Origin of the sequence: Psychrobacter sp. KCTC 72983, from assembly GCF_014280455.1 — a bacterium.
GTDB classification, from domain to species: Bacteria; Pseudomonadota; Gammaproteobacteria; order Pseudomonadales; family Moraxellaceae; genus Psychrobacter; species Psychrobacter pacificensis.
The window spans coordinates 2722534-2738429 of the sequence record NZ_CP060390.1; the positions used below are offsets into that span (position 1 = coordinate 2722534).

General features: G+C 43.6%; 10 protein-coding genes and 3 pseudogenes. 8 read left to right on the plus strand and 5 right to left on the minus strand.

Going from position 1 to position 15896, the window contains the following annotated elements; translation table 11 throughout:
- Positions 1-17 precede the first annotated feature (17 nt).
- Positions 18-4232 carry an ATP-dependent RNA helicase HrpA gene (hrpA, locus tag PSBA01_RS11665; RefSeq protein ID WP_228724577.1) on the plus strand — a complete coding sequence of 1405 codons (4215 nt, stop codon included), beginning with the start codon at positions 18-20 and terminating at the stop codon, positions 4230-4232.
- Positions 4233-4302: 70 nt separating this feature from the next.
- On the opposite strand, the gene PSBA01_RS11670 is transcribed toward hrpA, so the two are convergent.
- Together PSBA01_RS11670 and PSBA01_RS11675 are read right to left on the minus strand one after the other, a co-directional pair.
- The gene (locus PSBA01_RS11670) at positions 4303-4632 is read right to left on the minus strand and encodes a hypothetical protein (RefSeq protein WP_071001605.1); all 330 of its coding nucleotides are present in this window, start codon (positions 4630-4632) and stop codon (positions 4303-4305) included.
- A gap of 621 nt (positions 4633-5253) precedes the next feature.
- Positions 5254-5455 (minus strand): annotated as a pseudogene (locus PSBA01_RS11675) (helix-turn-helix domain-containing protein); the annotation flags it as partial.
- Between PSBA01_RS11675 and PSBA01_RS11680 the strand changes: the two are divergent.
- A pseudogene (locus PSBA01_RS11680) lies at positions 5441-5812 on the plus strand (Ohr family peroxiredoxin). The pseudogenes PSBA01_RS11675 and PSBA01_RS11680 overlap by 15 nt on opposite strands.
- Before the next feature lie 500 nt (positions 5813-6312).
- Here the strand turns inward: PSBA01_RS11680 and PSBA01_RS11685 are convergent.
- Entirely contained in the window at positions 6313-7230 is a 918-nt protein-coding gene (locus tag PSBA01_RS11685) for a DMT family transporter (protein WP_186474446.1), read from the minus strand.
- A 287-nt stretch (positions 7231-7517) separates the two neighbouring features.
- Here PSBA01_RS11685 and PSBA01_RS11690 point away from each other — a divergent pair, with 287 nt between their 5' ends.
- Entirely contained in the window at positions 7518-8201 is a 684-nt protein-coding gene (locus PSBA01_RS11690) for a DUF421 domain-containing protein (protein WP_071001602.1), read from the plus strand.
- 297 nt (positions 8202-8498) lie between these two features.
- On the opposite strand, the gene PSBA01_RS11695 is transcribed toward PSBA01_RS11690, so the two are convergent.
- Both PSBA01_RS11695 and pnuC read right to left on the minus strand, forming a co-directional pair.
- On the minus strand, positions 8499-9098 hold the full coding sequence (locus PSBA01_RS11695) for an AAA family ATPase (RefSeq protein ID WP_186474447.1): 600 nt from the start codon (positions 9096-9098) through the stop codon (positions 8499-8501).
- Complete coding sequence (pnuC, locus tag PSBA01_RS11700) at positions 9049-9753, minus strand: nicotinamide riboside transporter PnuC (protein ID WP_186474450.1); 705 nt, start codon at positions 9751-9753, stop codon at positions 9049-9051. The genes PSBA01_RS11695 and pnuC overlap by 50 nt, the downstream gene beginning before the upstream one ends.
- Before the next feature lie 278 nt (positions 9754-10031).
- Between pnuC and PSBA01_RS11705 the strand changes: the two genes are divergently transcribed.
- The 5 genes and pseudogenes from PSBA01_RS11705 to dnaX form a co-directional block, all read left to right on the plus strand.
- Positions 10032-11177, plus strand: a complete 1146-nt coding sequence (locus PSBA01_RS11705) for a beta-ketoacyl-ACP synthase III (RefSeq protein WP_071001599.1) — start codon at positions 10032-10034, stop codon at positions 11175-11177.
- A 236-nt stretch (positions 11178-11413) separates the two neighbouring features.
- Complete coding sequence (prfA, locus tag PSBA01_RS11710) at positions 11414-12502, plus strand: peptide chain release factor 1 (RefSeq protein WP_186474451.1); 1089 nt, start codon at positions 11414-11416, stop codon at positions 12500-12502.
- Between the two features lie 81 nt (positions 12503-12583).
- Positions 12584-12973 (plus strand): hypothetical protein, encoded by a 390-nt coding sequence (locus tag PSBA01_RS11715; RefSeq protein WP_186474453.1) that lies wholly within the window; start codon positions 12584-12586, stop codon positions 12971-12973.
- 51 nt (positions 12974-13024) lie between these two features.
- Positions 13025-14557 carry a lysine--tRNA ligase gene (lysS, locus tag PSBA01_RS11720; protein ID WP_186474455.1) on the plus strand — a complete coding sequence of 511 codons (1533 nt, stop codon included), beginning with the start codon at positions 13025-13027 and terminating at the stop codon, positions 14555-14557.
- A gap of 151 nt (positions 14558-14708) precedes the next feature.
- A pseudogene (dnaX, locus tag PSBA01_RS13485) lies at positions 14709-15752 on the plus strand (DNA polymerase III subunit gamma/tau); the annotation flags it as partial.
- Positions 15753-15896 lie beyond the last annotated feature (144 nt).

A 15896-nucleotide genomic window follows, 5' to 3' on the forward strand; every position in this document is an offset into this window, starting at 1 on the left:
AAATAGCCTAAGCAAATATGTCTGATACTTTTGAAAATACCAGTCTAAAAACATCTACCGTAAATGAAAATAACAGTACAAAGCGACCAGCGGAATTACTGAGTGATTTACCAGTACTTGCTAAAGATAGCTATTACTTAAGCCGTCTCGAACGAGAGCTGGCGCGCGCTGCGGTGTCCAAAAACAAAAAAGCTAATCATGATTCTGAGCAAAAAAACAATCACGACGAGGTCCTTACCAAGAAGCGTGCCCAATACGACAAGATAAAAACGCGCTCTCAAAAAGCAGTGCAGGCACGTATTGATAGCATCCCAAGTGACTTACCTGCCAAATTAAATCTTGACCTGCCTGTTAGTCAACGCGCAGAAGATCTGGTACAAGCGATCATTGATAATCAGGTCATTATCGTGGCGGGTGAGACAGGTTCTGGTAAAACAACGCAGCTACCTAAGCTTGCCATGCTGGCAGGGCGCGGTATTACCGGACAGATAGGGCATACGCAACCAAGGCGACTGGCCGCGCGCAGCGTCGCAAATCGTATTGCTGAAGAGCTGGGTGAGCCTTTGGGTAATACGGTTAGTTTTAAGATTCGCTTTAATGAGCAAGGCTCCGCCCAATCGATTGTTAAGCTGATGACCGATGGTATTTTGCTGGCTGAGCTGGGTCACGATCGTTTTTTGAGTAAGTACGATACGATTATTATCGATGAGGCGCATGAGCGTAGTTTGAACATCGATTTTATTATGGGTTATCTCAAAAAGATGCTGCCTAAGCGCCCAGATTTAAAAGTCATTATCACTTCAGCGACCCTCGATACCACGCGCTTTAGTGAGTACTTTAGTCATTATGATGCCAAGCTAAAACGGCAAGTCCCTGCACCTATCTTTAACGTCGAGGGACGCAGTTTTCCAGTAGAAGTTCGTTATCGTCCGCTGACCGATGAGCCAGTAAACAGCTCAGAAGATGACAGCTATGATGATTTTGAAGAGAACCTGCCGCGTGCGGTGGTTGCTGCTGTCGAGGAATGTTTTAGCGACGCGCAAAATAAAGGCCATGCCGATCAGGCTGATATCTTGATATTTGCCGCGACTGAAGCAGAAATTCGTGAAATGCAAGAAGTGCTTGAGCGCCATGGTCCACGTCATACCGAGGTGCTACCGCTGTTTGCACGGCAGACGTATGAAGAGCAGCAGCGTATCTTTCAGCCATCAGGTCGAGGTCGACGTATTGTCATTGCGACCAACGTTGCTGAGACTGCGTTGACTGTACCGGGTATTCGCTATGTGATTGACTTAGGATTTGCGCGTATTTCGCGCTACTCGTATCGCTCACGTGTGCAGCGTCTACCGATTGAAGCGATTTCGCAAGCGGCTGCCAACCAACGTAAAGGTCGTTGTGGCCGTGTCGCGCCAGGTGTCTGCATTCGCCTATATTCTGAGGAGGACTTCAACGGTCGTCCTGAATTTACTGAGCCTGAGATTCTACGTACCAATTTGGCATCTGTGATATTACAGATGGCCAATCTGCGTCTGGGCAGTGTCGATGGCTTTGATTTTATCGAGCCACCTGATAGTAGGTTAGTCACAGATGGTCACAAGCTACTTGATGAGCTAGGAGCCATTACGTCCAAAAAGGACAGTACTCAAGATAAACGAAACCCATCAAAACGGCAAAAAGGGCTTGATCACCTGCGCTTGACCGCAACAGGTCAGAAAATGGCACGTATGCCAATCGATCCAAGGCTGGCACGTATGCTGGTGGCTGGTTCTGACTTTGATTGTATTCGTGAAATGCTGATTGTCGTGGCTGCGCTTGCGGTACAAGATCCTCGTGAGCGCCCTGCCAACAAGCGTACGCAAGCGGATCAAAAGCATGCAGTATTCCGTCAAGATGATTCAGATTTCTTGTTTTACTTAAGTCTATGGAAGGCACTGTTTGAAAAAGACGAAGACGGCAATAAACTGTCTGGTAATCAGCGTAAGCAGTTTGCGAAAAAGAACTATCTGAGCTTCCCGCGTGTTCGTGAATGGCATCAAACGCATCGTCAATTGCTACAAATGGTGACAGATCTTAAGCTGATAGATACCAGTGATGCACAAGCATCCGATAAAAATGTCGCTAAGAATGACCCGACTGCAATCGAAGACGAAGCGTTAAAAGCAGTCAAATACGCCAATTTGCACCGAGCGTTATTAACAGGACTATTGTCCATCATTGCGCATAAGACTGAAAGCCGCGGTGAGTATTTGGCGGCGCGTCAGCAAAAAGCCAAAATATTCCCAGCGAGTACGGTATTTAAACAAATACCGCCTTGGGTGATGGCGTTTGAGATGGTTGAAACCTCGCAAGTCTTTATGCGTACCGTTGCCAAAATTGAACCCGAGTGGATTATTTCAGCGGCAGGAAACTTGCTCAAATATCATTATTTTGAACCGCATTGGTCCAAGAAAACTGGGCGGGTCAAAGCATACGCGCAGATTAGTCTATTTGGCTTGATCATCATTAGCAAGCAGCTGACCAATTATGAGCAAGTAAACTTGGTCGAGTCGCGAGAGATTTTCATTCGTGATGGGTTAGTGACTGGTAACTTCGGTCGTAATGCGCCATTTTTACAGCACAATATGGACAAGATTGCCCATGTTGAGCGCATCGAAGATAAGCTACGTCGCCGTGATCTATTGGTTGATGAAGAAACGCTATATCAGTTCTATGACAAAAAGATTCCTGAACACGTCGCCAGCCGCAAAACGTTTGAAGACTGGCGCGCAGAAGTAGAAAAAAACGATGCTAAGTATCTGTTTTTTACCGATGAAGACGTACTTACTAGCCAAGCACCGACCACGGGCGATTTCCCAGAAGTATGGAAGCTGGGTGATTTAAAGCTGCCACTGCGTTATGTCTTTGATCCAGCAAGTGATGATGATGGCGTGACCATACGCGTACCGCTTGCTGCATTACCACAGCTCGACGCGATTGAGCTACTATGGGGTGTGCCTGGTTGGCGCTATGAGCTGGTGTTGCAATTGCTCAAATCATTGCCAAAAGATATCCGTCGTCAGATCGTCCCGATACCTGATACCGCAGATAATTTGTTTGATGAGTTGCAGCAGCAAGGTGGACAAGGGCTGTTAAAACAGCTGTGCCAAGCGCTCAATCGCCGCGGTATTATGTCGGTGACGCCAGAGAGCTTTAGCCCTTCCACGATTGATCGTTATCTGCAGCCACAAATCTGTGTGGTCGATGACAAAAACCGCATTATCGAAAAAGGTCGTGATCTACAAACGCTACAGATTCGTCATGCCTCTGAGACCAGTCAAGCGGTGAATGAGCAACAAGGCGCGCATACTGAATTCCCTGAGCATTTTACCTTTAGCAAAAATCATCATAGTGCAGGCGTGGTTATGAAGCAGTTTGCGGCGCTCGTGGCTGATGAAGCAGGCGAAGCGGTATCGATCCATCAGTACACCGATGTCAATGCCGCACTACAAGCGCATCGTATCGGCGTATTAACCTTAATTAAAGGGAAGCTTGGCGCAAAGAAAAAACAGCTCACCAGTCAAGTGGATAAAATATTCAAACTGGCATTTGCACCGCTTGGTGACATGGAAAAGCTAAAAACAATCGTCATTGATGCTACATTGGATGCGACGCTTGAAGAGCATTATGTGTTATTTGATCATACCGAGAGCCTGCCTGAGAGCGCTGACGATATCGCAGTTGGATTGAGCGAGGAGTTACCCTTTACGCCTGAAGAGTATGCACAGACGCTAGAAGTTGTGTTAAATAACTTCTTATTGACCGGTCAAAGCGTCATAAAAACGCTGAAAAATGTTTATACGCGCTGGCAGCGTATTCGCCAGAGTCTGTTGATGTTAGACCGCGAGATATTTGGGGAATCTATCGATGATATCGAAGATCAATTAGAAGATTTGTATTTGGCTGATTTTGTTTACCGCATGGATTATAGCCATTGGCAGCAGTATCCACGTTATCTTGAGGCACTAGAGATTCGCTTAGAGCGTCTTGAGCATAATTTGGATGCCGACCTTGATGGTGTCTACGCGCTTGACTTGCATATGGAGCGGTTAGCAGGGCGTGCGGACAAAGAAGCCATTAGCGAATATCGCTGGATGGTGGAGGAGTATCGTATCCAGCTATTTGCTCAGCCGATGAAAACTCGTGTGGCAGTTTCGCCCAAGCGTCTTAGTAAAATGTGGGATAAGGTGGGCTAGAACTAAAAGTTTCTTTGAATGTTAAGGCCGGATCAGCAATTGCTACTCCGGCCTTTTATTTAAGTAGGTTTTAATGACTCATCTTTTCTGTGAGCACGCCCATACTATAAAGCATGAACGCAATCACTGTCAGTGCTACGATAAATGGTGTCAGTATCCAAATCACCACGTTAATCAGAATTGACGGCAGTAAACCATTAAAGAGCTCGAGATCTGGGGTGAAAAAATCTGTCATCACATCCACGGCACGCTTGGCAATGGGGAAGAGTAGAGTGCTGAGGGCCAGCATATAGATATATTTGCCAAAGCCTGGGTCACTCATGACGACCATAAAGTAAAATACTAAAAAATAAGTAATGGCTAGCGCCCAGCATTTGAGAGTGTAGCTTAAACGAATCATATCATTTCCTCCCCAAGCTTTTCGATAAATGTGCATAAAAAACTACGTTATATCCAATATTTTGAATATATTATATGTTATAATACGAATATATTAGGGAGTCAACTGTTTTTTATTCGAATAACAAATCTCTTTTAGCTAAAAAATAAGAAAGTATAGAGATACCTTGAGTAGATATTTGCCCTAAAATCTATTTATAGTCAATCCTCTATAAAATAGTGACAGCGTTAACCTCACTTGAAGTATCACATATACATCTGCGCTTGGTTGCCTTGTATCTCTTTTAAACTGAATCAACTATATCAGTGGATATCTCGATACTCAGACGAGCTCTTGTATCCACAAGAGGTTAGCGCTAGAAAGGGTTAGAAGAATAGTTAATCAATAATCTGTAGTAATAGATAAATGATCAATTCATTGAATCGTTCTGTAAGTACGCTATAGGGATAGTTTTGCTCTAAAGGCGTCACCCACCTCACGTTGATAAGTGCTTGAAGTTGACCAAGATAAGCGAGGTAGGCCTGACATTGAGTCTGTTATGCCAAAATCGATAAGTCCTAGAGTTACCATCACAACGATAATAAAATCCTGCCGCTATAGGTATCAATGGTGAGACAGTTATCACATCAGCTCACTGCTCGGACTGACTCCAAACTGCCGCTTGTATTCTCGGCTAAATTGACTGGGGCTTTCTTTCATAGCCAACTTGCATGGCTATTTGCGATATTTGTGCTCCTTGCCCATGTATTTTAATCAATCGTTTTGCTTCCATCAATCTTAAGCTTTTTTGATACTGTAGTGGACTCAACTGGGTGATTTCTTTGGATTAGATGATGGTTCATTGGGGTTTGGTTTGGTGTCTTTTCAAGAACAAGATAAATAAGTTGTGAATCCAGAGCAGCTTTTTGCTATGGGTTATGCTGCTTGTTTTGATAGCGCTTTGAGCATGGTTGCGCAGCAAATGAAACTGCCTGCCACCGCTTCTAAAACTTCTGAGCAAGTTGGCATCGGTATGAAAGCAGATGGTAGCTACAACTTGGATATAGAATTGCATGTCGAAGTATCAGGTATTGATGAAGCGCAAGCACAACAGTTGATCGAAGCCACACATCAGGTGTGCCCATATTCTAATGCCACTCGTGGCAATGTAGATACCCGCTTAGAAGTGACCGTTATCTAAAGGCTTTTAGCTTTGCTTTTACTGGTAGCAAGCGAAACATTAACTCAATATGATAGCTTACACAAAACCGCCCCGATTTTTATAAATCAGGGCGGTTTTATGCTATCTAGTAGAATAGATTGATAGCGCGAACTTTTTGTCATTAGCCGAGCTATAGTCAAGTCTAAATAAAAACAATACAGGACAATAAATTCATTTGATTCAACACTATTTTTCTTGCTTGCTGTGACTGCGTCTCCAGAGGCTGCGAAAAATAACGTTGAATCTTATTGTATCGATTTTATAGTAATCTAACTATAGTGATAGAGCATCATAAGTAATATCCTCACTAAGGCGTGTCCCTAGTTCAAACATTTATCACTAAATAAGCTAAAAATGGCTCAATCTTTGACAAATAGCATCAAATAGCTGGTCAGTATCTCGATATTGTCTGCACTATTATCCTTATTTGTCTGCGATTTATCTCATTTTTATCACCATTTTTAAAATAGTGACACGCCCTAGGCTGGCACTTTTTTATTTAACGTAAACACCAAGACTGCGCCTAAAATAACTGCACTGGCAATGATAAATGGTAACGTTAGCTGCTCAGATAAAAATATCACGCCTAGTACAGTCGCAATCACAGGCACACACAGCTGAACGATCGCCGCTTGTGTGGTTTTTAACAATGGCATCGCCGTATACCAAATACTGTAACCCAGCCCTGATGCGATCGCTCCTGACGCACAGGCGAGCAATATCCCTTCGCTGGTAATACTTTCTAAGCTGATGTTTTTTAAACCTATTTCATCCAGATACATTAGGCCCACCAGTAGTAATATCGGAACGGCCACCAAACTCTGCACAAAGTTAAACCCTGTCGCTCGTAGCGGTGAGATGCATGATTTACCGCGTATGCTGTATACTCCCCAGGCCGCACCGCTCAGTGCCATCAATGCTGCAGCGTTGGGTGATGGAACGGCCGCTGATGGCAACATCAAATACACAAATCCTGCGACTGCGACGATAAATGCCAGCCACTGTACAGCACTAAGCTGCTCTTTTTTATAGATACCCCAGCCAATCATCGTAATCTGAACGGCCGAAGACAAAATTAAAGCACCTGTACCAGTATTAAGCTCTACATAGGCAATCGAAAAACATAACGCGTAAATGACCAAGCTGACACTACTAAGCCAACTGCCTTTGTCATTTAAGATAGCATCAACAGAAGGCTTGTCAGAGGCGAGTACTTGACGCTGTAGTTTGTAGGCGTGAATCGTCATAATAAACACTAAGCAAACAGTCGCACTGAGCAGACGAATGACCGTAAAACTCCAAGCATCTATATAACCTTCTGCCAACGCCATCCGGCAAAACAGGGAGTTTGCGGCAAATGCGATCAACGCAATAGTAGTATAAACAATGGCTTTCAAAAATAATTCCTACAATGAATAAGGGAGCATAAAACAGGCTTGCATAGCGTTTCAATGGTGAATTTAGAATATAACGATAACGTATTTTTGAGCAAAAACAATTGCCGTCTCACAAGACAGTATATTTTGTCGTACTTGTGACAAAAAGTCTTTCTTAAATACGAATAACGATAGTTGTATTGACGATAAGGTCTGAAAATAGGGATGATGTGCTTCGCATCAAACGAACTATTAGAACATCATTCATTAAACACAATACATCAGATAAATAAATTGGAAATGAGAATATGGATTGGGCAAGTATTTTTATTCATGACACAACTTGGTCGTTTGCCGTTGAAATCTTAATACGTGTCACCGTCATGTTTGTATTAATTATCACGTTCTTGCGCTTCACTGGCAAGCGCGGCATTCGTCAGCTTTCTATCTTTGAGCTGACCATCATCCTATCACTTGGCTCTATCGCGGGTGACCCTATGTTTACTGAGGATTTGCCGATTATTCAAGCCGTACTAATCATGGGCTCAGTCATTGTTCTTTACCGAATCTGTACGTGGGTAATGATGAAATGGCAGCCTTTTGAAGACTTATTGGAAGGCAAGTCACTTTATATCGTAGAAGATAGCATGCTGGTGCTCGATAAAATTAAGAAAGGCAAAATGTCTCACGATGAGTTTTTTGCTGAAATGCGTCAACAGGGCGTTGAGCATTTGGGTCAAGTGCGCATCGGTTTGCTTGAGACAGACGGCAACTTTAGTATTTTATTGCATTCCTCTGAAAATACAGTTTACGGCATGCCGCTGTTTCCCAAGCAATATCAAGCTGTTGAGCAAGTAGAGATAGGGGCTCATTACGCCTGCATGTATTGTGGTTATGTCGAGCAAATATTAGAAGCTGATAAATGCTGCCCGCGCTGTGAGGATGATTGCAATAATTGGGCTAAAGCGTTAAACAATCAGATCGTCAAGTAGCGTAACGACTAGGCTAATATATCGATAATGCTGCCTTATCAACCTAAGGCAGCATTAATTCAAACTATTATCAGTTTATGTGACTTTATTTATACAGCGCTTGGCTTATTGCTCAGCAAGTGGTAGCAATAGGACATAAAAAACAATTTGGTTAATAGTGTTTTTTGCATGTTGGCGCCTCCTAAATGTCTTGAAACCACAGCTGCTGATACAGTTGGCTGCGGCGTTAATAGACATCATAGAGAGGAGGTAGCAAGAAAATATGCAAGGAAGATGAATAGTGTGTGGAAAACGATTCTAGGGACTACCGAGATGAGCGAGCTGCGCGATTACTTGCCGGACACGTTCTTTTCTATCGCCACTAATACGCACAAAAGGTTTTTGATGCTTGCTTAATTGACTAGCAAAATAGGCGCTTATCTCATCACGTTGGTACGGACTGTCTCGCAGGTCATCAGCCACCCAGGGTATATCAACCTCAGTCAATACTATCAAATCATAATGATGCGCCAATGCTGCTTGCTCAAGAGCGGTGGGGCAGTTACCATAATACCAATGAGAGTAGACCATTAGCTCAAACAGACTGGTGTCACAAAACAAATAGCGGTTTTCATTAGACGTTTGGGTGACTTGTTTGGCCAGTTTGTTCTCTAACGCAATCTGACCTTGTGCGATAGGTAGCAGGTCATCCCATGTACAAGTAAGCTGCTCATCATCCCACTTCGCTTGCAAGTAAGTACGCATATATTCTGACACCCACAGACTATCGAAATGCGCTGCCAAATCACGGCATAGGGTTGTTTTCCCCGTACTTTCTGCGCCCAAAACCGCGACAGTAATGACAGATTCAGGCGTATGCTGCTCGAGGTTGTACACGGTAGCGTCGTTGCCATTCATAATATGCCCAGATTGCGATGAGAGTGAAGACTACATATTGTAGCGCGGTAAAAGTAAAGCCTTTATAAAAGTATAGTGGTACTGATATCGCATCAGCGATAATCCATAGTATCCAATGCTCAATTTTGCGCCGTGCCATAAGCCACATAGCCATCAAAAACAGAGCCGTGGTGAGCATGTCAGTATAGTCCACCCAAGTGAATAAATGTACACCAAGAACGGCACCATCAAAACTAAAGCCGTTATTAATCACCGGACGGAAATAGTATATCAGCGCCACAAAAGACATGGTTGCTATTGCCAAAGCAGACAAGATAGGTACATCGCCTGCATGCAAATGCTCAATACGGACGTTGTTTGACTCATGTGTCTCTATAGGCTGATTCTTTTTGTTCTTTGACCAGTTAATCCAACCATATAAACTCATCACCGTATAGTAAGCATTGATGAACATATCGCCAAACAGCTGCCATTTCCATAGTAAATATACAAATATCGCAGTGCTGATTAAGCCAATTGGAAAGACTAAGATATTGGTTCTGCTGGCAAGCAAGACACTTGCCACACCAAAAACCACGGCAATCAACTCTAAGACGATAAATGTCGTGGAGTAATCCGCATATTGACCAAATAACCAAGTAAGAAGTTCTGCCATTAGTATTCCTAAAGATGAGCGTGTATCGATGTGTTTGGGTGGTTATACAGAGCAAAATGGCGCTAATTATAACGTAGCTATCAAAGAATGACGTGAGTCTTTGCTTATTTATCGCCAGAAACAGATTATTTGTAACAAAGCATTAGAAAAAATTTAATATTCAGGCATAATAAACACACTGATTTTAAGTTTACAGTTATTCACTGAATTTGAATGGCTATTATTTTCCACTTTTATGCTTATTCCAAGCACCACAGTAGTAGACAAGGAAGCGTATCATGACGACTTGTATCACAGGCACTGGTCTTTATATTCCACCTTACAGTATTAGTAACGAAGAGCTAGTTGAGTCATTTAACCAGTATGTTGAAAACTATAATACCGAACATGCTGAAGAGATAGCTGCAGAGACAATGACGGCACTTGAGCCTTCTTCAGCTGCTTTCATCGAAAAAGTATCTGGTATCAAATCACGTTACGTGATGGAAAAAGACGGTATTTTAGACCCTGAAATCATGGCACCAGTCATTGCCTATCGTAACTTAGGTGAAGAGCTGTCTGTGATGGCAGAAATGGGCGCGGCTGCGTTAAAAGACGCATTGGCTGATGCTGGACTTGAGGCCAACGATCTAGATGGTATTATCCTTGCTTGCTCAAACTTCCAGCGCACTTATCCTGCGGTTGCTATTGAAATCCAAAATGCCATTGGTATGGTTGGCGGCTTCGCTTATGATATGAACGTTGCGTGTAGTGCGGCAACGTTTGGCCTATCACAAGCGCATGGTTCTATCATCTCTGGTCTTGCCAAACGTGTGGCTGTGGTCAATGTCGAGATTACCTCGGCGCATCTAAACTGGCGCAATCGTGACAGCCACTTTATTTTTGGTGATGTAGCAACGGCGACTATTGTTGAAGAATTAGACACGCCAAAGGGTTATGAGATTCTAAACGCTAAGCTATTTACTCAGTTTTCGACCAACATCAAGAACGAATATGGCTTTATGGATCGCTCAGAGTATCTAGCCGCGCAAACGGAGATGTATCCAGACATCAAAGCGCCGGTCACTGATAAACTGTTTTTGCAAAATGGTCGCAAAGTATTCCGTGAAGTTTGTCCAAAGGTGTCTGAAGTTATCACTGAGCATCTGCAAGAAAATGATATACCGACCTCTGATGTTAAGATGATGTGGCTACATCAAGCTAATGCCAACATGATAGATTTGATTTTACGCACTGTCATCGGTAAAGATGCTGACAAATCAATCGCACCAAGCGTGATTGCTGAATTTGCCAATACCAGCTCAGCGAGCCCAATGATTGTATTCCATCGCTATAAGGATGAGCTAGCGTCAGGTGATCTAGGTGTTATTTGCTCATTTGGTGCCGGTTATTCTATTGGCTCAGTATTGGTTCGTAAAGTCTAACGTTTTAATACGATGTTTTTGATAGATAAAAATAGCTAAGAGTCTTCTTAGCTATTTTTTTGTCTACTAATGGTATCAGAACCAAGTATCTTTATTTAAGAATAAGTAGAGATATTTGAGAGTATAGTGACAAGATTGCTGCGAATATTGAGAAGAATGCTTAGAGGTTTTAATTTACCCCAAAAAATTTGCTATAATCACGAGCTTATTCCTCTTATCCAATTAAAAGTCCTTTTATGAAAGAATCCTTACGCCTGCGTTTAGACCAGATGGTAGACCGTTATGAAGAGGTCACCGCCTTGTTATCAGATCCTAGTGTCATCAGTGATAATAATAAATTTCGCGAATTGTCTGTCGAGCACAGCGACTTGATGGACATCACGACCTTATGGCAGAACTATCTGAATGCAGAAACGGATCAAGCCGATGCAGAAGCGATGCTAGCTGACGCGACAGATCCTGACATGAAAGAGATGATGCTCGATGAGATTGAAACGGCACGTGATACCATTGTAGAGATGGAAGAAGCGCTTAATGTCATGATGCTACCAAAAGATCCTAACGATAAGGTGCCAGCATTCTTGGAGATTCGTGCTGGGACGGGCGGTGATGAAGCAGCGATTTTCTCTGGTGATTTGTTCCGCATGTATCAAAAATACGCGCAAACCCAGGGCTGGACTGTTGAAGTTCTATCCGCGAACGAAGGTGAACACGGCGGTTATAAAGAAATCATTACTCGCGTATCGGGTAATAGCGTCTATGGACGTTTAAAGTTTGAGTCTGGCGCTCACCGTGTACAGCGTGTCCCTGAGACCGAAAGCCAAGGTCGCGTGCATACGTCAGCTTGTACGGTTGCGGTCATGCCAGAAGTTGAAATCGATGATACGGTAGACATCAATCCTGCGGATATCAAAATGGATACCTTTCGCTCAAGCGGCGCGGGTGGTCAGCACGTTAACACCACTGACTCAGCGGTACGTTTGACGCATATTCCCACGGGTACTGTGGTAGAGTGTCAACAAGAGCGTAGTCAGCACAAAAACCGTGCACATGCGATGAAGATGCTGGTCTCTAAAATCCAGCAAGCCAAAGTACAAGCGCAGGTCGATGTAGCGGACTCTATACGCCGTGACTTGGTCGGTAGTGGCGACCGCTCAGAGCGTATTCGCACCTATAATTTCCCGCAAGGGCGTATGACCGATCATCGTATCAACCTTACCTTATACAAGCTTGATTCTATCATGGAAGGTGACTTGGATGAGATTCTTGATGCACTGTTACGTGAGCATCAGGCTGACTTGATGGCCAGCATCGGCGGTGACTAATTGCTTTCTAAACGTCAATAAATTGAAATAATTTTTAGATGAAATAGTCAGTAAATCCATATCTTAAAGGTAAGAAAAATTATGAATAATCGCTTAGCTTTATTTTTTATGGGTTTGTTTTCCTTATTATTTATATCTGCCTGTCAGACATCAGCAATGACAGAAGAACAAAATAATGCCAATTCTGCATCCAAAAGCGTAGAGATGTTGGCAAAAGAATGCCTTGCAAAAGGCGGTGAGTACACCAAAGAAGGTCGACTACAAGCCTATCGCTGTGTACAACCGTTTTCAGATGCAGGAAAATCTTGTAGCGACAGTTCTGAGTGCCAAGGCAAATGTACCAATTCGGATACTACTATTGAAGCTGGCACGGCAAACGTAACAGGAACTTGTGCCGCCACTGATAACCCTTTTGGTTGCCGTCAAACTATTGAGGGCGGCGTTGCTAAAGGATTTTTGTGCATAGATTAATCATATAGTTTTCCAAATATAAAAACTAACTTATCAACATTTGAGAGTGTTATGTCAAAAGCCAATAATCAAAATCAAGACCAAACTCCCGTACAAGATACCAATGAGCTGATTGTACAGCTGCAAGCCAAGCTAGACGATATCAGTGCATCAGGCAAACAGCCGTACCCAAATACCTTTAAACGCACCCATTATGCAAAAGATTTGCAAACGGCTTTTGATGGTGTGTCAAAACAAGAAATTGAAGAAAAAGCGGCGAATGGTGACAAAACACAGGTCAATGTGGCGGGCCGTGTCATGTTAAACCGTGGCTCATTCATCGTTATCCAAGACATGACAGGTCGCATCCAATTATATGTGGCACGTAAAGAGCTTGATGAGGAGACGCGTGCAAGCATCAAATCTTTGGATTTGGGTGATATTGTTGGTGTGTCAGGCTATATTGGTCGCTCAGGTAAAGGCGATTTATATGTGCATATTGAAGAGATTACGCTGTTGACTAAGACCCTACGTCCGATGCCAAATAAGTTCCATGGCCTAGCAGATGTAGAAGCGCGCTATCGCAACCGTCATCTTGATTTGATGACCAATGAAACGACTCGCGATACCTTTATGGTTCGTAGCCAAATCATCAGCGGCATTCGTCAGTTTATGCTGAATGAGCGTTTTATGGAAGTTGAAACGCCAATGATGCATCCCATTCCAGGTGGCGCGGTGGCTCGTCCATTTGAGACACATCATAATGCTTTGGATATGCCATTATACTTGCGTATCGCGCCTGAGCTTTATCTCAAGCGTTTGGTCGTTGGTGGGTTTGAGCGAGTATTTGAGATTAACCGTAGCTTCCGTAACGAAGGGGTCTCAACCCGACACAACCCTGAATTTACCATGATTGAGTTTTATCAAGCCTATGCTGATTATCATGATTTGATGGACTTGACTGAGCGCATGTTTAATCAGCTAGCGATAGATGTCTTGGGTACGACAGAGATTACCTATCAAGAAGAAGCCATCAGCCTAAAAGCGCCATTTGCTCGTCTATCCATGTCTGACGCCATTGCAAAATATGCCAAAGACTTTGATATGTCACGTATCGACGATCGTGACTATCTGGCACAATACGCCTCAGTGACCCTTAAACAGCAGGTCAAAGAGGTGTTCGGTGTGGGCAAGCTTAAGACCATCATCTTCGAAGAAACGGCTGAGCACCAATTACGTCAACCAACGTTTATTACTGAATATCCAGCTGAAACGTCACCATTGGCACGTCGTAATGATGACAATCCTGAGATTACCGATCGTTTTGAGTTGTTTATTGGTGGTCGCGAGTTGGCGAATGGTTTTAGCGAGCTCAATGATCCAGCGGATCAAGCTGAGCGCTTCCGTGGTCAGGTTGCCGAAAAAGATGCAGGCGATGATGAAGCCATGCACTTTGATGAAGAATATATCGAAGCATTGTCTTACGGTCTGCCGCCAACCGCTGGTGAAGGTATTGGTATTGATCGCCTTGTAATGCTATTTACTGACTCTGCCAGTATCCGTGATGTGATTTTATTCCCACACATGCGCCGCAAAAATGATTAATGAGTCGTTAAACAAAGTCGCTTATTAAGCGCGGCTGAGTCATAATCAAATCAGCAAGAAGCCAGACGAATGCGCTGGCTTTTTGCTATAATGAATACCGAAAAATCGTATTAAAAATAAGAACATTAATTACTTGGCACAATGGATAGCTATGTCGCAGCAATATCAAGTTTTAGCTCGCAAATACCGACCCAAAAACTTTCATGAGTTGATTGGGCAGACGCATGTCTCGCAAGCGCTGATTAATGCGATTGATTATAATCGCTTGCATCATGCGTATCTGTTTACTGGTACCCGCGGTGTGGGTAAGACGACGATTGCGCGTATTTTATCTAAATGCTTGAACTGTGATACGGGTATTACTAGCACGCCGTGCGGGGTTTGTGATAATTGTGTGGCGATTGATCAAGGACGCTTTATTGATCTTATCGAGATTGATGCCGCCTCTCGTACCAAGGTCGAGGACACGCGCGAGCTGCTTGACAATGTGCCTTATGCGCCAAGCCAAGGCCGTTACAAGGTCTATCTTATTGATGAAGTGCATATGCTGTCGACCCACAGCTTTAATGCGCTTCTCAAAACGTTAGAAGAGCCACCTGAGCATGTAAAGTTTTTGCTAGCAACCACTGATCCACAAAAATTACCGATTACGATTATTTCGCGCTGCTTGCAGTTCGTATTGCGTCCATTACCACAAACATTACTTAGCGATCATTTAGCAAATATTTTAACCAAAGAGCAGGTTGGGTATACTCAGCCTGCCATTTGGCAACTGGCAAGTGCGGCTAAAGGCTCTGTGCGTGATGCATTGTCACTGACAGACCAGGCCATTGCATTTGGTCAAGGGTCACTTGATGATGCCACTGTCAATGCAATGCTTGGTCTTATTGACTCTGCCGACTTGGTACGCTTGATTACAGATATTTATAATCACGACAAGTCTGCCGTCGCGACTCATATTGAGCAAATGCGTGCGCAAATGGTTGATGCAACGAGTATGTTTGATGGACTTGCTGAGCTACTCCATCAATTGGCATTGACCCAGCTGTTGCCTGAGGTCGCTCTCAATGTCAATGAGGCGCAAGCCAAAAACATCTATACACTTGCCCAGCATATTAGCCCTGATGTGCTACAACTATACTATGAGATTGTTGTGCAAGCACGTGAAGGTGTCAAACTTGCAAGTACGCCGATGCAAGCGCTTGAGATGTGCATTTTGCGATTACTGGCGTTTCGTCCATTACCAGTCGATGAAGTATTGAGTAACACTTATGATGGTGAGGTTCCTTCTACAGAAGCGACAACTATAGAGCCGACTACTTCGATGCCGCCTTCAAGT

Bases quoted from the DNA above. Each gene is read 5' to 3' on its own strand.
- PSBA01_RS11705 (WP_071001599.1), top strand. From the start codon at position 10,032: ATGACGACTTGTATCACAGGCACTGGTCTTTATATTCCACCTTACAGT.
- PSBA01_RS11715 (WP_186474453.1), top strand. From the start codon at position 12,584: ATGAATAATCGCTTAGCTTTATTTTTTATGGGTTTGTTTTCCTTATTA.
- PSBA01_RS11690 (WP_071001602.1), top strand. From the start codon at position 7,518: ATGGATTGGGCAAGTATTTTTATTCATGACACAACTTGGTCGTTTGCC.
- pnuC (WP_186474450.1), bottom strand. From the start codon at position 9,753: ATGGCAGAACTTCTTACTTGGTTATTTGGTCAATATGCGGATTACTCC.
- prfA (WP_186474451.1), top strand. From the start codon at position 11,414: ATGAAAGAATCCTTACGCCTGCGTTTAGACCAGATGGTAGACCGTTAT.
- PSBA01_RS11695 (WP_186474447.1), bottom strand. From the start codon at position 9,098: ATGAATGGCAACGACGCTACCGTGTACAACCTCGAGCAGCATACGCCT.
- hrpA (WP_228724577.1), top strand. From the start codon at position 18: ATGTCTGATACTTTTGAAAATACCAGTCTAAAAACATCTACCGTAAAT.
- lysS (WP_186474455.1), top strand. From the start codon at position 13,025: ATGTCAAAAGCCAATAATCAAAATCAAGACCAAACTCCCGTACAAGAT.
- PSBA01_RS11670 (WP_071001605.1), bottom strand. From the start codon at position 4,632: ATGATTCGTTTAAGCTACACTCTCAAATGCTGGGCGCTAGCCATTACT.